The sequence below is a fragment of the Deltaproteobacteria bacterium genome, assembly GCA_005879795.1.
Classification (GTDB): Bacteria; Desulfobacterota; Binatia; order DP-6; family DP-6; genus DP-6.
The window spans coordinates 1-18,797 of record VBKJ01000099.1; the positions used below are offsets into that span (position 1 = coordinate 1).

An 18,797-nucleotide genomic window follows, 5' to 3' on the forward strand; every position below is an offset into this window, starting at 1 on the left:
CCGCCGCATCCGTCGATCGGGTGGACATGGGAGGTCACGATCGGGAAGCGGCTGAGGACGGCCGGTCCTTCTTCGAGGCCAAGCACCCGCGAAACGAGCGGCCAGCGAGGGGCGGCCGGCGCGTAGACGTGTTGGAAGCCGAGGGCGCTGGCCAGGCGCGCGGCGACGTCCCCCCGCCGTCGTCCACGTGACACCTCCTGGACGCCGACGACGTCCGCGTCGAGGGTGCGAAGCTCCCGCACCACCATGGTCAGGCGCTCCTCGAGATGCTGGCCGCGGCCAGTGAGCTCCGACGTGATGCCGCCGTGGAGGACGTTGATGGTGACGATCCGGAGCGGGCGCGGCGCCGCGCGGGCGCCGGTCGGTATCATCAGGCTGGCGAGCAGCAGGAGGGAGAACGAGGCCGCGGGGATAGTGAGCACGTCCCCCGTTGCCTCGCTGACGCGGCCGCACCTCGCGGTCAAGCCCGGGAACTGCGGCGGCCGCTTGAATGTCGCCGTTCGTTGCTCGCTGCCCCTCGCGCTCCCTCCTCGTCTCTCCCCGCATGACGGTAGCGGTCTCGGGCGGGCGCGCCAGCGGGCTGGCATGCTCCGGGACGGAGCCCCTGACGGAGGTCCTCCCATCGACGGTCCGGGTCGATCGCGCCTCGAGCAGCTCGACCGAGCCGGAGGCGCCTCCCCGTGCTCTCCCGTCGCACGTACGCCGCGGTCATGCGGGTCTCCTTCGGTGCACTCGTGAGCGAGGTGGCACTCACGCGCCCCCTGAACTACGGCAAGCCCGGCGGGCAGGCGCCTAATTCCACTCTTTCGGTAGCACCTCGTAGTCGGCCGGGAGCGACGCGAAGTCGGGGTCCCGGCGCTGGACGAAGCTCTGCACGCCTTCCTTGAAGTCGGGGAAACCGAAGGACCGCACCATGAGCTCGTTCGCTTCCTTCACGGCCGGCACCAGCTCCATGTTCCAGTGGCGGTAGATCTCGGTCTTGATGGTCGCCATCGACCTGGGCGAACAGTGCCTGATGAGGTCCTTGGCGTACTCACGCGTGCGATCGACGAGCTCCTCCGGAGCGAAGACCTGGTTGACGACGCCGAGCTCCTTGGCCTCCTCGGCGAGGAACACGCGGCCCGAGTAGAGCAGGTCGAGCGCGCGAGCGTGCCCGATGAGCCGAGGGAGCACCCACGAGCTGCCGTGCTCCGCGACGAGCCCGCGCCGGACGAACGCCGTGGTGAACTTCGCGCCGGCGGCCGCGAAGCGAAGGTCGCACATGAGGGCCGCACACAGACCAATGCCCGCGCAGGCGCCGTTGATCGCCGCGATGATCGGCTTCGGGATCGTCGTCGGGAACCAGATGGGCCTGTCGAGACCCACCGCGCCCGGGTCGTCCGAGTCCCCGCCACCCTGGAGGCTGTCCATGTCGGCCCCCGCGCACCAGCCGCGGCCGGCGGCCGTCACGACGATGACGCGGACATCCGGGTCAGCCGCGGCGTCCTCCAACAACGAGTAGTAGCGGCGCGCGAGCCCACCGGTCCATGCGTTGAGCCGGTCCGGTCGGTTGAGGGTGAGCGTGCCGATCCGGTCACGCACTTCGTACAACACGACATCCGTCTTCACGTCGTTCATGCCTTCCTCCCCTTGTGCACCCAGTTTCGGGATCATCGAGCAGGTGATCGGGGCATCGTCTCCAGGCCAGGCCGCCCCGACCCACGGACCATGGCCGCCGGACGCGCAGGCGTGAGGGGCCCACAGCCGCCGACGTCGCCGCATCTCAGCCGCCGCTCAGAGCCGCCACGATCTGCACCTCCCGCGCACCGACCGGCGCGGCGAGCGTTCGCACCAACTCGCCCCCGACGAAGAACTTGATGTGGGTCCGGATGCGTCCCTGCTCGTCGACGACCCGGAAGCGGAGGCCGGGATAGCGCTGGTCGAGGTCGGCCAGCACCTCGGCGAGGGTCGCACCCGAGGCCTCCACCTCCGCCAGGCCCTGGGTGTAGGCGCGGAGATGGGTCGGCAGCCGCACCCGCATCAGGCCTCGCGCGCCGCCACGGTCGCGTACACGTGCGGCAGGTGGCGCACGAGGCACGCGAAGCTCGCCCCTTCGTCGCGGCTTGCCCAGATCTCGCCGTTGGTCGTGCCGAGGTAGAGGCCGACCGGGTCGAGGTCGTCGGTGCACATCGCCTGGCGCTTGACGGTCCACCAGGCCTGCTCGGCCGGAAAGCCGCGGTCCTGGCGCTGCCACGAGGCGCCCGCGTCCCGCGTCACGTAGAGCGCCGGCCGTCCGCCCGGGCTCGTGCGCGGCCAGACCTCGGTGCCGTCCATCGGACAGACCCACACCGTGTTGGCATCTCGCGGGTGGAGCGCGATCGGGAAGCCGATGTCGCCGACGTCGCGGGGCATCGCATCCCCGACGCGCACCCAGGTGTCGCCGGGCCGGTCGAGGCGGTAGATACCGCAGTGGTTCTGCTGCCAGAGGCGGTCGGGGCGCCGCGGGTGGAGCTGCACGCAGTGGGGATCGTGGCCGAACTCGACGTTCGGGTCGGGCAGGAAGTCGGCCGCCACCCCGCGGTTCAGCGGCCGCCAGCCCTCGCCGCCGTCGAGCGACTCGAACACGCCCCCGCCCGACATGCCGAGGTAGAGGTGACGCCGATCGCGCGGGTCGACCAGGATCGAGTGCAGCGTCGGGCCGTCGGGCGTGGCGTCCTGGTCCCCGCCGACCCAGGCCTGCTGCATCGGGTGGTCGTTGAAGCCGTCGACGCCCTGCCAGGTCTCGCCGCCGTCCTCGCTGCGGAAGAGGCCCTGGGGCGAGGTGCCGGCGTACCAGACGCCCGGCTCGGACGGGTGACCGGGCGTCAGCCAGAAGACGTGGTCGACGGCCCGGCCGCGTGGCTCTCCGGTGCGGAAGGCCGGCGGCTGGCGCGCCTCGCGCCAGGACCTCCCGCCGTCGTCGGTGTGCATCACCGTCGGGCCGAGGTGGCCCGTGCGCACCCCGGCGAGCAGCGTCCGGCCGTCACGCGTATCGAGCACGGCGTGGTGGACGAGGCAGCCGAAGTGGTGCGGCCCGTCGGCCTCCCAGCGCGCACGGTCGGCACTGCGGTAGAGCCAGAGGCCCTTGCGGGTCGAGACGATCAGCGTGATGCGCGGCATTCGATCACCTCACACCGAGGTCAACGCCAGCTCGCGAGCCACCTGCTCCGCCCGCGCCGTCGCGCCCATCTCGGTGAAGAGGCGATGCGCCTCGCGGAGGAAACCACGCCGGGCGGCCTGCTCGCCCGTGAGGCCCGCGAGGGCCGCCAGCTCGACGAGGATGAACGGCTCATGGCAGCGCGCACCGGTCTCCTCGAGCAGGGCGAGCGCCTGCCGTAGCGCCGTCTCGATCGCACCGCGACGTGCGAGCCCCTCGGTCCGGATCAGGAGGCGTGCATGGGCGAGCAGGACGCGGCACTCGATCGCTCGGGTCGAGCGCTCGCGCGCCAGCCGGACGGCCTCTTCCGTCTCCGAGCGTGCCCGCTCACTTTCGCCCGGCTCCCCATGCGCCTCGGCGAGCTGGGCGAGCATGAGGGCTTCCCAGTGGAGCGCCGTGCGGCGCCGCCGGACCATCGAGAGCGCGTGCTCGAAGGCACTCGCGGCCTGCTTGCGATCCTCGCCTGCCGCGTGCGCGCAGCCGAGGGCGTAGTATGCCGACGCCAGCGAGAGCGGGCTGCCGATCCGTTCGGCGATCTGGACCGCCTGGCGCGCGTGGTCGAGCGCGGCTTGCGCGTCGCCCCGGAGCTCGGCGGGGTAGACGCTCATCTCGTGCGCCCACCCGAGCACCTCCTCCTCGCGGGCCTCGCGGGCGAGGGCGAGCGCGTGGTCGAGCTCGCGCGCCCCTTCCTCCACGCGGCCGGTCTGAAAGAGGGCCGCCCCTCTCATCAAGAGGAGCCAGATGTAGGGGTCGAAGCCGGTCCCGGCAGGTCCCCGCCGGCCCTCCGCCGCCCGCCCGAGCGCTTCTGCCAGTGTCTCGAGCACGGCGGAGAAGCGGCCCGCCATCCATTGCGCCTCGACCAGCGCGACCCGGGAGGCCACCTGCAACCCGACGTCGGCGCTCTCATCCGCCAGGCGGGTGCCCTCGGAGACGAGCTCCAGGGCCTCCGGGACCGCCCCCGCCATGCCTCTCACCATCCCGTAGTTGTTGAGGAACCCCGCGCGCGCACGCGCGTCGCCCGTCCGGCGGGTGAGATTCATTCCCTCCGTGAAGATGGCCGCCGCCTCCTCTTCCGACAGGCCGAGGCGCCAGCCGAAGTTCAGCAACCAGATCCCCGCCCACGTGGCCATCTCGATGGTCTCGGGAGTCTCCGGCAGGGCCGCGAGAAGCTCCCGCACCTTCCGCGAGCTGCGCGCCGCCTCGGCGAGATCGCGCACGCCGGCCCACTCGGCCGCGCGGCGGCGCCAGCGCGCGGCCTCGAGCCGCTCGCCCGCCGCCTCCCAGTGGTGCGCGAGGAGCGCGGCGCGCTCCTCCAGCCGGTGCGGGTCGAGCTCGACGAATGCCCGAGCCACCGCGGCGTGCGTCCGCGCCCGCCGCTCGGCGAGCTGCGAGCGGTACGCCACCTCGTGCGTCAACGGATGCCGGAACGTGTACTCCCCGCGGGGATGGAGCTCCTCCTCGTCGACCATGCCCGCGGCGATCAGGTTGTGAACCCCCTCTTCCACCTCCACCTCGGGGAGCTCGCTCACCCGCCGGAGCACCGGCTCCGCGAACTCCTTCCCGATTACCGCTGCCGTCTGCAGGAGCGCCTTCTCCCGCTCCGGCAGCCGGTCGATCCGCGCCGCGAGCAGCGCCTGCACGCTCGGCGGGACGGCGAGGTCGTCGACCGGGCGGGCGAGTCGATAGGCGCCGTGCGCGCCGGTGAGGTTGCCGGCCTCGACCAGCGCCTGGACGACCTCCTCGATGAAGAAGGCGTTCCCGGCCGTGCGCCCGCGGATGCCGTCCGCGAGCGTGGCGACCGAGGGGTCGCGGCCGAGCAGGTCCTCGAGGAGCGCCGTGACGGCCTCCGGGCCGAGCGGGCGGAGCACGAGCGGCGCGAAGGGCGCCGCCTGCGTCCAGCCCGCGCGGTACTCGGGCCGGAAGTTCACGAGGAGCAGCGCGCGCCTTCCGGGTAAGGCCTCGACGAGCGCCGCCAGGAGCGCCTCGCTCGCCTCGTCGATCCAGTGGAGGTCCTCGACGAGGACGACCATCGGCGCCTGCCGGCTCCGCAGGTCGACGAGCCGCCGGAAGAGGGCGACGAGCCGCCGCTGCCGTGCCTCGGGATCCATCCGCAGCAGCCGCCGCTCGGATCGCGCTCCTCGGCGTCGGTCCGGGCCTCCTCGGCGCTCTTGTAGGGGGTCGGGGACGCCGAGGAAGTCGAACAGGAGCGGGAGCGCCTCCGTGAGCGCGGCGTCGAGCAGGAGGATGGTGCCCGCGATCTTCCGACGGGCCTCCTCCTCGCGGTCCGTGTCCGCGATGCCGAAGTAGCTCCGCAGGAGCTCCACGACGGGGAGGAAGGGCAGCATCTTCCCGTGCGGGACGCAGGCAGCAGCGTGGACGGCAACGCCCCGAGCCCGGGCCCGCTCCGCGAACTCGTGGCAGAGGCGGCTCTTGCCGACGCCCGCATCGGCGACGACGCCGATCACCACGCCCGCACCGTCGACCGCCTGGCCGAGCGCCGCCTCGAGCGCCGCCGTCTCCTCCTCGCGGCCGACGAAGCGCGAGAAGCCCCGCGCGCGCGAGCGCTCGAGCGGTGTCCGGAGGGGACCCACGCCCGCGAGCTCGTAGACGCGCACGGGCGCCCGCACGCCCTTCACTGCGAACCGCCCGAGCTCCTCCAGCCGGAAGTAGCCCGAGACGAGCCGCGCGGTATGCTCGCTGAGATAGACCTTCCCCGGCTCGGCGAGCTGCTCCATGCGTTGCGCGAGCCCGACGGTCGGCCCCTGCGCGGTGTAGTCCATGCGGAGGTCGTCGCCGATCGAGCCGACCACGACTTCGCCGGAGTTGAGCCCCATGCGCACCGAGAAGCTGAGGCCCTGCTCGAGGCGGAGCCTGCGCGCGTAGCGGCGGATCTCCTCGACGAGACTGAGCGCCGCGTGGCAGGCCCGGCGCGCGTGGTCCTCGTGCGCGATAGGCGCGCCGAAGAGCGCCATTATGCCGTCGCCGGTGAACTGGGTGACGGTGCCCTCGAAGCGATGCACGCCCTCGGCGAGGAGGGCAGCGAAGCGCTCCATGACGTGGTGGAACACTTCGGGATCGGCCTGCTCGGCGAGGTCCATCGATCCCTTCACGTCGGCGAAGAGGACCGTCACCTGCTTGCGTTCGCCTTCGAGGGCGGCGCGCGAGGTGAGGATCTTCTCGGCGAGATGCCTCGGCGTGTAGGTCGTGGGGGACCGCTCGGGTCCCGGCGCGGTGACTCCGGTCAGCAAGGCGCCGCAGTGCCCACAGAATTTCTCGCCGGACTCGACCGGCGTTCCACACGTCCTGCAGTTGCGACCGAGTCGCGTCCCGCACTCCGTGCAGAAGCGCCGGTCGTGGCGGTTCTCGTGGCCGCAGGACGGGCAGCGAACCCCGCCCTGGCCTCCTGCGGGTTCTTCTACTCGGTGGCTCGCGATGTCTTCGGCTTGTCCCCCAGGGGGCCCGCCGATGTCAACGGCGCGGGATGCCGTCGGAAGCCGGCCCGCGGGAGATCCGCGGCTGGGAACCGAGGAGCGTACGCGGCGGGGAGTGAAGTCGGCTCACGGGGATCCGAAGGGCCAGTGGATCATCCCGACCGGGCAAGACATCGCCCACCCGCGCCCGGGCGTGGCGCCGGACGGCCCGGTGATCAGCCGCGCCGTCGGCTTCAGGATCTCGCGCTTCGGGACGACCCGCCGCGCTCCGGCACGCTCGACTGCACCAACCCGTAGGCGCCGTCGGCGCACGGCACAGGTCGCTACCCGCTCCCTGGGAGCGTCGTGCTGGTCGTGGAGGTGGACGACTCCCCGCGGCACACGGGGGCGCAGGCATTCAGCCCTGCGAAGCATCCCGCGGCTCCCGCTCGCAGCGCCGTGAGGCAGTCGGTGAAGCACGCAAGGCGAGCAAGCTGCCCACGGCATCCGCTGCGAAGACACCGACGCGCCTGCTTCACGGCGCTCTTGCCGCACAGGCGCAGTTGCTTCCCGCAAGCCTCGATACAACGCGTGCTTCCGTCGCATATCTGTCGGCAGGTCACGCGGGCCTCGAAGCGGCAGGTATCTTCCGCATCGAGCAGCGGACGCAGGCATTGCCGGACGCATTCACCCCTCGACGTTCCTTCGGTGCGCTCCAGGCAGTTCCCCTTGCAGAGGTGGCGATCTCTGTTCGCGATTTCTCTGCAGACTCTGCGCTGCGCGAAGCATCCGCCCGTACAGAGGCTGGCTCTGGCAGTGCCCGAGAGGGCGAGCGCGACGAGCAGACTCGATGCCCAAATGGCTCGCCACGAGGCGAGGTTCAGGGCCGGTGCCATCGGCGCATGCCGTACCAGGTAGAGTGGAACCCCGTCAATATCCATCCTGCCTCAGAACCTCTCTTTGAAGGGACGCACGTCCACCTCCTGCGTCCAGGCGCTCGGGTCCTGATGCGCGATGTGCCAGTACGTCTCGGCAATCGCCGACGGTTGCAGCATGTCCTCCTTCGGGAGGTCGGGGCGGAGCTGGTGGATGAAGGGCATGTCGATCGCGCCGTCGATGTTCACGTAGGCAACGTGGACGCCCTGCGGGCCGAGGTCGCGCGCCATCACCTGCGCCAGGCCGCGGAGCGCGAACTTCGCGGGCCCGAAGGCTGCCGAGGTGGCGAATGGCTTCGTTCCGGCGGTCGCGCCCGTGAAGAGGATCGCGCCGCGTCCCCGGGCGAGCATGGCGGGGACGACCGCCCGCGACCACAGGAAGGCGCCGAACGCATTCACGCGCCAGGTGGTCTCGAACGTGCTGGGCTTGGTCTCCATGAGCCGTCCGAACGGGCGCATGGCGGCGTTGTAGAGGAGCACGTCGACCTCGCCGAGCTCGCGGCGGATGCGCTCGGCGGCTCGCTCGATCTCGTCCGCCTTGCTCACGTCGGCCGGGACCGCGAGGGCCCTGCCGCCCGCGCGCCCGAGCTCGGTCGCCAGGGCGTCGAGCTTCTCCTGGCCGCGCGCGACGAGCGCCACCGCGTATCGCTCCGCGAAGCGCTGCGCGAGCGCGGCACCCAGACCGGCGCCGACGCCGACGACCACCGCGACGCTATGGCTTCGGTCGGTCATTCCACGTGTCCGTCGTCAGCTCGTTAGCGAGGCCGTTTCCTTGATAGGCGGTGAGCCGGCTGAGTCAACCACCAGCGCGCTTTCAGACAGACTACTCGCCACGTTCTCGTCCTACCACGACCGGTTGGAACGCGCCGCCCGACGCATTTGACTCGCTCGGGCCGTTTCGCCACTAGGGACGGCCCATGAAGCGCTTGACCCGGGCGGCGGCAGTCGTCGCCCTCTCCCTGCTTGCCGCCGCGGCTGCCCCGGCAGGGGCGGACGAACCCCAGACGTACCGCGGCACCGTGTACGCCGTGCAGCTCGGAGGGCTCGATCTCCTCACCGGCGTCGGCTACGCACTTCGTGTCGTCCACATCCGCACGCCCGAGACGACGGTCGTCCGCGGCGGTGGCTCGCTGCGCGTCAGCGAGATCAAACCCGGCGACGTGATCCAGGCCGATTGCCGGCTGACCGACGCCGGGCTGGTCGCCGAGCGCATCGAGCAGCGGGACACGCGGTGAGGCGGGCCGCCCTCTGCTCGGGCTTCGCCGCCCTCTGCGTGGCGGCGGCCTGCCACAAGGCGATCCGGCCCGGCGATCCGCTGCGGGGGCTGACGCGCGAGCAGCGCGATCGCTTCGCCCGGGGGAAGGAGGTCTTCAAGCACACCTTCACGCCCGCGACCGGGCTCGGTCCCCTCTACAACTCGACCGGCTGCGGCGAGTGCCACGAGAGCCCGAAGCCGGGGGGCCACGGGGACGAGGTCGAGGTGCAGGCCACCGCCTTCCGCGGCGGGGTGTGCGACCCGCTGGTCGGGGAGGGCGGTTTCGTGATCCAGCAACACGCGACCCCCAAGCTCGAGCAGGCGCTGGGGATCGATCAGGAGCCGTTCCCGCCCTTGGCCACGGTGCGTGCGCTGAGGACCACGACGGCGATCTTTGCACGCGGGCTCCTCGATCTCGTGCCCGAGGCGGACATCCTCGCCTACGCCGACCCCGAGGACCGGAACCGCGACGGCATCTCGGGCCGCCCGAACCGCTCTGTCGACGGCCGACTCGGTCGGTTCGGCCGCAAGGCGTTCGTCCCCACGCTCGCGGAGTTCAACGCCGGCGCGTTCGTCGCCGAGATCGGCGTCACCAACCCCGCGCAGCCGACCGAGGAGAACATCGGCGGGAAGCCGATCCCGCCGGGCGTCGATCCCGTACCCGAGCCCGAGATCAAGCAGGCCGAGCTGGACCTCACCGACGACTTCGTGCGCTTCCTCGCGGGCCCCACCCCCGCCAAGGTCGGCCGGAAGGGGCGCCGCGGTCGCCATCTGTTCTCCGACATCGGTTGCGCCGCCTGTCACGTGCCGACGCTGCGCACCGGCCGGAGCCCCGTCCACGCGCTCGACCGCAAGGAGTTCCCCGCCTACACCGACCTGCTGCTGCACGACATGGGGCCGGACCTCGCCGACATCTGCCTCGGGCTGGCGACGCCGTCGGAGTTCCGCACCGAGCCGCTCATCGCCCTCCGCGATGCCAAGCGCTTCCTGCACGACGGCCGTGCATCGACGCTGGAGCAGGCGATCGCAGCGCACGACGGCGAAGGGTCCGCCGCTCGCGACCGGTTCAAGGCGCTGGCGCGCGGGGACCGTCGCGCGCTCATCGCGTTCCTCGAGTCGCTGTGAGGAAGCCGGCTCCGCCTCGACTCGTCGGAGTAACGCGTCCACGCGAGCCGCACCGGGGAGGATGGCGGTCACGGATCTGCTGCGGGGACGCGCGAGGTCAGTGCAGGTCGCGTGCGTGGATCCTGCGCGCCCTGAGGCGCGATTGCAGCGTGGACGGCTTGACCCCGAGGAGCTCCGCCGCGCCCCCGGGACCGTAGATGCGTCCTCCTGCACGCTTCAGTGGCGCCACGAGGTTCGCTCGTTCCCGACGACGCCATTCGCCCTCCGGGACGATCTCCGCCGGCTCGGGCGGGTGAGCGGCCGGCGGAGGCGCCGACCCCCTCGTGCGCCGGGTGATCGGCGACGATGGCATCGAGGCGTGGCCGGCCGCCCCGGGACAGGATCACGGTACGCTCGATCACGTTCTGCAGCTCCCGGACGTTGCCCGGCCAGTCGTAGCCCTTGAGTTGTTCCCACTCCTCCATCGATATCCGTGGCTCGGGGACGCCGAGCTTGCGCGCCGCGAGGGAGACGAAGTGCGAAGCGAGGAGTGGGATATCACCCTTCCGCTCCCGCAGCGGGGGAAGCTCGATCAGAAAAACGCCCAGACGGTAGTAGAGATCCTCGCGGAAGCGTCCCGCCCGGACCTCGGCCTTGAGGTCCCGGTTCGTCGCCGCGATCACGCGCACGTCGACCTCGCGCGTGGCGTCGTCGCCCACGCGCTCGTACTGCCCCTCCTGGAGCACGCGGAGGAGTTTGGGCTGAAGCTCGACCGGGAGGTCGCCGACCTCGTGGGATTCCTTTTGCGACGGGGAATCCCCCTCCCCGGTGGGCGAGCCGGGGATCACTGCTCCTGCAGGCGGGGTCTCGATTCGGTGCGTCGATGGCCGTGTCGAGCACGCTGGTGGCGCCGCACGCTAGCTAGCTGGCCCTACCACGCCTGATCTTCGCGAGGAACGGCACGAGCACGTCCACGAAGTCGTTCTGCGGGCTTGCGGAGTTGGGGTCGTTGTGGGCGTACGTCTCGTGGCGGTCGAGCAGCGTCAGGTTCGCCTGCGGGATGTTCGACTGGTTGGCGAGGATCGTTGCGGCGTCCAGGACCCTCTGCCCTCCGAGCGCGGCGCCGAAGGCGCATATTCGAAGATTCCTCGCAGGCGCTGGGGGTGGTACCAGGCGGTGCCGTCCAGGCCCTTCAGCCCCGTCCCGGAGAACATCTCCGCATAACGCTGGATCGGGGTGATCTCACCGGCCTGGTCCCAGCCACGTGGATCGCCGCTCGCGGCGAGGTGACCGAGATGCGCCTGAGCCGCGATCAGGCTCGGGGGGGAGGTCTCGGTGTCGAGCGCGTACCCGTACTGGGCCAGGTTCGTGACCCGGATCGAGGGCTTCAGGATGGCCGGCAGCAGCGGCCAGGCCTGCCCGATCGAAGGCGCGTCCGGATCGATCAGCGCGCCCGTCGAGCCGGCCGCGTTGAAGAGGCCGGCGAACGGGGCGGGAATGCCGCCGAAGCTCAGCCACGGTGAGCCGCTCTGCACCTTCTGAAGCGACTCGGTTGCCTGCTCCGGGCTCACGGGGGTCGGGCTGCTGCCACCGTCGATGAACACGAGGCCCGAGAGACCCCTGGCGCCGGGTTCCCCGTCGAAGTCCCAGGTGGCATAGGCCGTGGTGATAGAGCCACCGAGCGAGTGGCCACCCACGACGACCCTGCCCCCGCGCCTCTTCGCCGCCTGCACCACGCGCCGCAGATCTTCGATCTCGACGCGCATTCCCCACTCACGTGCGAACGCGACGTCCGAATCCGCAATGAACTGGAAGTGGGTCGTGATGTCCGGGTTGCTGAGCCAGCCGAGGTAGTAGTCGAACAGCTCCTGACTCGTGGCCATTCCTGCCTTGGCCCGGTCGAGGATCGAGTGGTCCTCGAGCTGGTTCTCCCTGCGCTCTACGGCCCAGACCTGCCAGCCCTTCGCCTTCGAGACGACGGTCTTCGCGAGCGGCGCGAAGTATGCGGCGCTCGCCGACGTCCCGGGATTGAGGACCAGGACGTTCCTCGCGCTCTTCCGCCCGATCTCCAGCACCCCCACCTTGTTGAGCGCGGCCGGAGTGCCCGGGGCCGTGAAGCCGTCAATCCTGTGGAATCGGACCGCGACCTCCGACATCGCGGCCGGCGCGAATGTCGCGAAGGTCAGGCCGACCGCCGCGGCCATCAGCCCAAGCCGGCGACGTTTGCTGCTAACGGAACGCATTCCTTCCTCCTCTCGCGAGTGCCGGAGCGTGTGGAGGATCCGAACGTCCGTCACGAGATCCGAGAACACTCCATCTCGGATGCCGTCTTCTCCGGGTCCAGCCGGCCTGTCCATTACCTCCGGCAGGATGAGAGCGTCAATGCCGGTCACGCGTCAGGTGAGAGGGCACATCGAGATCGCCCACGGGCAGCTCGGCTCGCCGGCGCCGGCCCCGAGCGGGCGGCTCACTCGGTGAGCGGGCGGTCGAGCAGCTCGTAGCGCTCCCAGCCGGGGCCGTCGAAGTGCCACCACTCGGTGGGCAGCGGCTCGAAGCCGGCTGTCACCATCGCCTCCTCGAGCCGCGCGACGTTGCGCCGCGCCGCCGGGCTCGCGCCCGCCCAGCCACGGTGGGCGCGCTCGCTGAAGTCGTCGAAGGCGGACGGCATCTCGAGCGGCCGGCCGGCGGCGTCGACCAGGGTCAGATCCACGGCCGCGCCGCGGTTGTGCTTCGAGCCCTCCACCGGACGGCCGTCGCGGACGACCGGCTCCGCGACGTAGCGCGCGTCGGGCACGAGCGCCCAGAGGCGCTGCTGCACCCCGAACGGGCGGTAGCAGTCCCACACCAGGAGCCCGAGCCCCTCGGCCGCAAGCCGCCGCTGGACGCGCACGAGCCGCTCCGCCACGTCGCGCCGGACGAGGCAGCGCGCGACCGGGTAGAGGGCGACTCCCGTGAAGTTGTGCGGCGTAGCGTAGGGCATGTCGATGCGGATCGAGGGGTCGAGCGTATGGAGGTCGACGAGGACCTCGGGCGCGACACGCAGGCCCGGCCCCGTCGCCGCACACCCCGCAAGGACGACGCCCGCGAGCAGCCAGGGGAGAGCGCGCGCCGCCGGCATCCGCGCGGCCAGGCGTAGCCGACGGAGCCCCTCTTGTCGAAGCCTCCGCATCGTGCCAGGACGCGGCCGTGTCCCCGACCGCGCTGGTCGCGCTCCTCTGGCTCGGGTTCGCCGGGTCGCACCTCGTCTTGTCCAGCCTGCCGGTCCGGCAGCGGATCGTCGGGCGCCTTGGTGAGGGGCCCTTCCGGGGACTCTACTCGCTGGTGGCCTTCGCCTTCTTCGTCCCGCTCGTCCGGACCTTCTTCGCGCACAAGCACGCGGGCCGGTGGCTCTGGCTCGTGGAGCGGGGCACGGGCCTCCGCTGGGCGATCTACGTCGGCATGGGGCTCGCGTTCGTGATGCTGGTGGCGAGCCTCGTCCGGCCGAGTCCGGCCGGGGTCGTGCCCGGCGACCCGACGCCGCGGGGCGTCTACCGGATCACGCGCCATCCCCTCGTCATGTCGATCGCCCTCTTCGGCGCGCTCCACCTGCTGCCCAACGGGAGCACGACCGACGTCGCCTTCTTCGGCGGGTTCGTCGCCTTCGCGCTGGTCGGCGCCTGGCATCAGGATCGGCGCAAGCTCGCGCTCGGCGTGCCCGGCTTCCGCGCCTTCCACGAGGCGACGCCGTTCCTGCCCTTCACCGGACGCGACACGCTGCGCGGGCTCCGCGAGCTGTCGCCGGCGGTGATGGTCGCGGGCATCGCCGCCGCCGCCGTCGTCCGCTACTACCACGCCGCCTGGTTCGGAGGGTGAGATGACCGTGCCGACGGAATTCATCGTCCTCGCCGGGCTCCTCCTGGTCGCGCTGGTCCTCTGGCTCCCCCCGGTGCTCGGCGCCCTCGTGGAGCCGCTCCGGCAGCTCTTTGCCTCGGAGGGAGTCCAGCTCGATCGGCAGAAGCTCCTCGCCGTCGTCATGATCTCGGCGGCCAAGCACCGGATCGCAACGCCGGCGGAGCTGCAGGCGGCCTCACCGTGAACCGACCGTGCGCAAATTTCGCTTGACTTTTGGGGACGGATGGGTCGACCGTGCCTCCGGGGGACACCGCCGGATGGCCGACCGATCGGAGCCCCACGCGGACGACGCGTTCGCGGCGGAGACTCGCCGCGTCACTGCCCGGCGGACCGGGCTGGGGCTCGGCTTCATGCTCGGCCTCGCGGCCGTGGCGGGCCTGCTCGAGCTGGCGTTCTACCCCGACCGGCTGGGCAAGCTCGTGGCGGCGTTCGGGGCCGAGGCCATCGTGTGCGCGGCCGCCCTGCTCGCGATACGGGGCGCGCGCCTCGGCCGGTTCGTCATCCCGATCACGAGCGCCGCCGCCTTCGGAGTCGTGGTGTGCATGACGCTCTACGTCGCCTGGGCGGGCGCGAGCGGCGACGCGCTCGCCATCGCGCTCGTCCTGGCGCTCTCCGGCGTGGCGCTCCTCTGCCCGTGGGGGGCGCGCGGGCAGGTGCCGCTCGCGGTGGGGACGCTGACGGCCTACCTGCTCGCCCTGGAGGCCGGCGTGCGGGGCGCGCTTCCCGTGCCGTACGGCATTTTCTGCGTGGGCGGTGGCGGGGTGACGTCGATCCTGGGCGCGGTCTTCCTGGACCTGCACCGCCGTGCCATCTTCGACCAGCGCGTGCTCCTCGAGCGCCGGCGGGACCAGCAGCTCGCGACGCTCTACGACGTGACGCGCACGGTCACCGCGACGCTCGAGCTGCAGGAGGTGCTCCGGCTCGTCTGCCAGAGCGTGCTGCACGCCCTCGGCGTCGAGCGTCTCTGGCTCTTGTGGCGCGAGGCGCCCGACGGCGGTCTCCGCGCGCTGGCTGCCGGGCGCCGCGACGACCAGGTCGCGCTCACCGCCCTGGGCGCCGACCCGGCGCGCTGGGAGCCCCTCCTCGGCGCGGGGGCGCCCCCCGTTCCCGCGCTCCGCGAGCCGACGCGCGAGGAGATCGCGGCGCTCGACGGGAGCGGCCCGCTCCCGGCGCGCGTGCTCCACCTGCCGCTCGAGTTCCGCTCCGAGCTGGTGGGGCTCATCCTGGCCGACGTGGGCGACCACCGCCGCGCCCTCGAGACGAGCTTCCTCGACTTCGCGGCGACGCTCGGCAACAGCGCCGCGATGGCGCTCGCGAACGCGCGCCTCTACGCGCTCGTGCGCGAGCACCGCGCCGAGCTGCAGCGGCTCTCCAACAAGCGCCTCGACGTGGTCGAGGAGGGGATGCGCCGCATCTCGCACGAGCTGCACGACGGCACCTGCCAGGCGCTCATGGCGATCAAGCTCGACCTGGCGCTGCTCGACCGCCGGCTGCCGGCCGAGGCGGCCGCGCTGCGCGCCTCGGTGCACGACATCCGGGACCGGGTCCTCGACGTGATGCAGGGGGTGCGGCAGATGTCGCATCTCCTCCATCCCCCCGTGCTCGACCACTTCGGCGTGGTCGCGGCGATGGAGTCGATCGCCGAGAAGTACCGCGAGACCTCCGGCCCGGACGTGCGGGTCGGCTGCTCCGATCCGGGGATGCGCCTCGCGTCCGCGGTGGAGCTGCTGCTCTTCCGGGTCTTCCAGGAGGGGCTCACCAACGTCGTCAAGCACGCGGCGGCCCGCCGCGTCGACGTGCGCCTCGCGCGCGAGCCCGAGGCCGTGCTGCTCGAGATCGAGGACGACGGCCGCGGCTTCGACGCGCCCGCGTACTTCCGCACGCCCTCGCCGTCCGTGGGGCTCGGTCTGGTGAGCATGCGCGAGCGCGTCGCCCACTTCGGCGGCCTCCTGCGCATCAGCTCGCGGCCGGGGTCGGGCACGCGCATCGTCGTGCGCGTGCCCGTCGAGCCGCTCGGCCAGGCGAAGGCCGCGACCGCGAGCTGAGGCGGCGCCGGGTGCCCGGCGCGGGACGGCGCCCGGCACGTTTGCCCTGTCGGGGGCCATTTGCTAAACGCCTCGGGTCCTCCAACGCCCCCGATCGAAACGCATTTCGTGTCGCTCACCGTCGCCGTCTTCTACCTCCTCGCCGCCATCACGGTGGGCTCCGCGCTGGGCGTCGCGCTGTCCAACAGCATCGTCTACTCGGCCTTCGCGCTCATGGGGACGCTGCTCGGCGTGGCGGCGATGTTCGTGCTCCTGGGCGCGGACTTCCTGGGCGTCGTGCAGCTCCTCGTCTACGTGGGCGGCATCCTCGTCCTCACGCTCTTCGCCGTCATGCTCACGCACCGCATCTCCGACGTGAACGTGTCGAACCGCGCCGTCGGACGGCTGCCGGCCGCGGTCCTCGTCGGCATCGCGTTCGCGTGGATGGTGCACGTCGCGCGGCGCGCCACCTGGGTGGTGAAGGACCCGGGGGCGCCCGCACCGACCACCTACGGGATCGGGAACGCGTTCCTCCGCCAGTACGCGCTGCCGTTCGAGATCGCCTCGCTCGTCCTGCTGGCCGCTCTCGTCGGCGCCATCGTCGTCTCGCGCAAGGAAGTGAAGGCGTAGGGGCCCCCGTGGGCGCGCTCTCGCTCGGCCACTTCGTCGTGCTCGGGGGCATCCTCTTCGCCCTCGGGCTCTTCACCGTCATCACGCGGCGCAACGCGATCGGCATCCTGATGGGCGTCGAGCTGGTGCTCAACTCGGCCAACGTCAACTACGTCGCCTTCGCCCGCTACGCGAACGCGGGCTACGACGGGCAGGTGTTCGCCATCTTCGTCATCATGCTCGCCGCCGCCGAGGCCGCGATCGGCCTCGCCATCGTGCTCGGCATCTACCAGAGCTTCGAGACGATCGACGTCGAGGCGGCGGACCGGCTGCGGCAATGACCCCCGCGGGCTACGTCGGGCTGATCCCGCTCCTGCCGCTCGCCGGCGCGGCGGCGCTCGCCCTCGGCGGCGCGCCGCTCCAGCGCCGCTGGGGGAAGGGGGCCGTCAGCGCGATCGCGTGCGGGACGGTGAGCGTCTCGTTCGTGCTCTCGGTCGTCGCCTTCCTCCATCTCGTGGCGCTCGAGCCCGAGCGCCGCTTCCTCCTCGCGCGCCTCTTTCCGTGGATCCACGTCGGCACGCTGAACGTCGACGTGGCGTTCGGTGTCGACCCGCTCTCCGCGGTGATGATCCTCATCGTCACCGGGATCGGCGGCATCATCCACTTCTACTCGGTCGGCTACATGCACGAGGACGCCGCCTACTGGCGCTTCTTCGCGTACTTGAACCTCTTCACCTTCGCCATGCTGACGCTCGTCCTGGGCGACAGCCTGCTCCTGATGTTCGTCGGCTGGGAGGGCGTGGGCTTCTGCTCGTGGGCCTTGATCGGCTTCTGGCACAAGGAGCTCCCCAACACGACGGCCGGCAACAAGGCGTTCATCGTGAACCGGATCGGCGACTTCGGCTTCGTGCTCGGCATCTTCCTCCTCTTCTGGACGCTGGATGCGCGCGGGCATGGGACGCTCGTCTTCCGCGAGCTGGCCCAGCACGCGCACCTGCTCGAGGGTGCGGTCTTCTCGGGCTGGCCCGTCGCGACGCTGGTGACGCTCCTCCTCTTCGTCGGCGCGACGGGGAAGTCGGCGCAGATCCCCCTCCACGTCTGGCTCCCCGACGCGATGGCGGGGCCGACGCCGGTCTCGGCCCTCATCCACGCCGCCACCATGGTGACCGCCGGCGTCTACATGATCGCGCGGCTCAACTTCCTCTTCGCGCTGGCGCCGCTCACGCTGGCCGTGGTGGCGACCATCGGCGCCGCGACCGCGCTCCTCGCCGCCACCATCGCGCTCGCGCAGAACGACATCAAGCGCGTGCTCGCGTACTCCACCGTGTCCCAGCTCGGCTACATGTTCCTCGCCATGGGCGTGGGGGCCTATGCGGCCGGCATCTTCCACCTGATGACGCATGCCTTCTTCAAGGCCTGCCTCTTCCTCGGCTCCGGGAGCGTCATCCACGCCCTGGGCGGCGAGCAGGACATGCGGAGGATGGGCGGGCTCGTGAAGTACATGCCGGCGACCTCGGTCACCTTCATCGTGGCGACGCTGGCCATCGCGGGCATCCCGCCGCTGGCGGGCTTCTTCTCGAAGGACGAGATCCTCTGGCAGGCGTTCTCGAGCCCGCACGGGAGCGTGGCCTTGTGGGCGACGGGCGTCGCGGTGGCGGGGCTCACGGCCTTCTACATGTTCCGCCAGGTCTTCATGGTCTTCTTCGGCGTGTGCCGGGCGGACCTCGAGACGCGGCACCACCTGCACGAGTCGCCGGCGGTCATGACGATCCCGCTCTGGATTCTGATGGCCGGCTCGATCGTCGCCGGGCTCCTCTGGCTGCCCTTCGACCTGTTCGTGCCCTTCGAGCGGTGGCTCGCGCCGGTGATGGAGCACCACGGCGAGGTGCACGCCGCGGCGGCGGGCGCCGGCCTCGAGTCGCTCCTGATGCTCACGTCGCTCGCCATGGCGGCGGGCGGCATCGGCCTCGCCTACCAGATGTACTCCCGCGAGAGCCTCCGGCCCGAGACCTTCAGCGAGGCCCTGGGCGGGTTTCCCTACCGCGCCGTCCTGAACAAGTACTGGGTCGACGAGCTCTACGGGCTCGTCTTCGTGCGCGGCACGCTCCTTCTCTGCCGCGCGGCGGCCTGGTTCGACCTGCACGTGATCGACGGCCTCGTCGACGGCTCGGCCGCGCTCGTGCGCGGCTGGTCGTGGCTCTCGGGGCGGTTCGACCTCTACGTGGTGGACGGCGCCGTCAACGGGGTCGCCGACGTCACCCAGTTCGTCGGCCGGCGCGTCCGCAACGTGCAGACAGGGGCGATCAACGCCTACCTCTACGTCGTGCTGCTCGGCGTGCTGGGCGGCGTGCTCCTCTACTGGTCGTGGGCCGCGGCGTCGTGAGCGCGAGGAAG

The 18,797-nt window shown here is 71.6% G+C and carries 16 protein-coding genes and 2 pseudogenes; 8 read left to right on the top strand and 10 right to left on the bottom strand.

Going from position 1 to position 18,797, the window contains the following annotated elements:
* The 7 genes and pseudogenes from E6J59_04940 to E6J59_04970 all read right to left on the bottom strand — a co-directional run.
* A partial coding sequence (locus tag E6J59_04940) for a hypothetical protein (GenBank protein ID TMB21750.1) occupies window positions 1-422 on the bottom strand: 422 nt, incomplete at its 3' end.
* A gap of 370 nt (window positions 423-792) precedes the next feature.
* Complete coding sequence (locus tag E6J59_04945) at window positions 793-1,617, bottom strand: enoyl-CoA hydratase (protein ID TMB21751.1); 825 nt, start codon at window positions 1,615-1,617, stop codon at window positions 793-795.
* Between the two features lie 145 nt (window positions 1,618-1,762).
* Window positions 1,763-2,020 carry a MoaD/ThiS family protein gene (locus E6J59_04950; protein ID TMB21752.1) on the bottom strand — a complete coding sequence of 86 codons (258 nt, stop codon included), beginning with the start codon at window positions 2,018-2,020 and terminating at the stop codon, window positions 1,763-1,765.
* Window positions 2,020-3,138, bottom strand: coding sequence for a glycosyl hydrolase (locus tag E6J59_04955; protein TMB21753.1), 1,119 nt, complete (start codon window positions 3,136-3,138; stop codon window positions 2,020-2,022). The genes E6J59_04950 and E6J59_04955 overlap by 1 nt, the downstream gene beginning before the upstream one ends.
* A 9-nt stretch (window positions 3,139-3,147) precedes the next feature.
* A complete protein-coding gene (locus tag E6J59_04960) occupies window positions 3,148-6,423 on the bottom strand; it encodes a guanylate cyclase (GenBank protein ID TMB21754.1) in 3,276 nt (1,091 codons plus the stop codon).
* Window positions 6,424-6,426: 3 nt separating this feature from the next.
* Window positions 6,427-6,642: pseudogene (locus E6J59_04965) on the bottom strand (zinc-ribbon domain-containing protein).
* An 890-nt stretch (window positions 6,643-7,532) separates the two neighbouring features.
* The gene (locus E6J59_04970) at window positions 7,533-8,252 is read right to left on the bottom strand and encodes an SDR family NAD(P)-dependent oxidoreductase (GenBank protein TMB21755.1); all 720 of its coding nucleotides are present in this window, start codon (window positions 8,250-8,252) and stop codon (window positions 7,533-7,535) included.
* 185 nt (window positions 8,253-8,437) lie between these two features.
* On the opposite strand from E6J59_04970, the gene E6J59_04975 reads away from it, so the two are divergent.
* Both E6J59_04975 and E6J59_04980 read left to right on the top strand, forming a co-directional pair.
* Window positions 8,438-8,755 (top strand): hypothetical protein, encoded by a 318-nt coding sequence (locus E6J59_04975; GenBank protein TMB21756.1) that lies wholly within the window; start codon window positions 8,438-8,440, stop codon window positions 8,753-8,755.
* Window positions 8,752-9,900: a hypothetical protein gene (locus E6J59_04980; protein ID TMB21757.1), complete on the top strand. Its 1,149-nt coding sequence runs from the start codon at window positions 8,752-8,754 to the stop codon at window positions 9,898-9,900. Before E6J59_04975 ends, E6J59_04980 begins: the two co-directional genes overlap by 4 nt.
* Window positions 9,901-9,997: 97 nt before the next feature.
* Here E6J59_04980 and E6J59_04985 read toward each other — a convergent pair.
* The 3 genes and pseudogenes from E6J59_04985 to E6J59_04995 form a co-directional block, all read right to left on the bottom strand.
* Window positions 9,998-10,751, bottom strand: a pseudogene (locus E6J59_04985) (hypothetical protein).
* A 171-nt stretch (window positions 10,752-10,922) separates the two neighbouring features.
* Window positions 10,923-12,083 carry a hypothetical protein gene (locus E6J59_04990; GenBank protein TMB21758.1) on the bottom strand — a complete coding sequence of 387 codons (1,161 nt, stop codon included), beginning with the start codon at window positions 12,081-12,083 and terminating at the stop codon, window positions 10,923-10,925.
* A 263-nt stretch (window positions 12,084-12,346) separates the two neighbouring features.
* Window positions 12,347-12,997: a peptidase M15 gene (locus E6J59_04995; GenBank protein TMB21759.1), complete on the bottom strand. Its 651-nt coding sequence runs from the start codon at window positions 12,995-12,997 to the stop codon at window positions 12,347-12,349.
* 68 nt (window positions 12,998-13,065) lie between these two features.
* On the opposite strand from E6J59_04995, the gene E6J59_05000 reads away from it, so the two are divergent.
* The 6 genes from E6J59_05000 to nuoL all read left to right on the top strand — a co-directional run bounded on the left by E6J59_05000 (window position 13,066) and on the right by nuoL (window position 18,786).
* Window positions 13,066-13,731, top strand: a complete 666-nt coding sequence (locus E6J59_05000; protein TMB21760.1) for an MFS transporter — start codon at window positions 13,066-13,068, stop codon at window positions 13,729-13,731.
* Window position 13,732: 1 nt separating this feature from the next.
* Window positions 13,733-13,954 carry a hypothetical protein gene (locus tag E6J59_05005; GenBank protein TMB21761.1) on the top strand — a complete coding sequence of 74 codons (222 nt, stop codon included), beginning with the start codon at window positions 13,733-13,735 and terminating at the stop codon, window positions 13,952-13,954.
* Between the two features lie 73 nt (window positions 13,955-14,027).
* The gene (locus tag E6J59_05010) at window positions 14,028-15,815 is read left to right on the top strand and encodes a GAF domain-containing sensor histidine kinase (GenBank protein TMB21762.1); all 1,788 of its coding nucleotides are present in this window, start codon (window positions 14,028-14,030) and stop codon (window positions 15,813-15,815) included.
* 60 nt (window positions 15,816-15,875) lie between these two features.
* Window positions 15,876-16,424 carry an NADH-quinone oxidoreductase subunit J gene (locus E6J59_05015; GenBank protein ID TMB21763.1) on the top strand — a complete coding sequence of 183 codons (549 nt, stop codon included), beginning with the start codon at window positions 15,876-15,878 and terminating at the stop codon, window positions 16,422-16,424.
* A gap of 8 nt (window positions 16,425-16,432) precedes the next feature.
* Complete coding sequence (gene nuoK / locus E6J59_05020) at window positions 16,433-16,744, top strand: NADH-quinone oxidoreductase subunit NuoK (protein TMB21764.1); 312 nt, start codon at window positions 16,433-16,435, stop codon at window positions 16,742-16,744.
* Window positions 16,741-18,786 (top strand): NADH-quinone oxidoreductase subunit L, encoded by a 2,046-nt coding sequence (nuoL, locus tag E6J59_05025; protein TMB21765.1) that lies wholly within the window; start codon window positions 16,741-16,743, stop codon window positions 18,784-18,786. The genes nuoK and nuoL overlap by 4 nt, the downstream gene beginning before the upstream one ends.
* The last annotated feature ends 11 nt before the right edge of the window (window positions 18,787-18,797 follow it).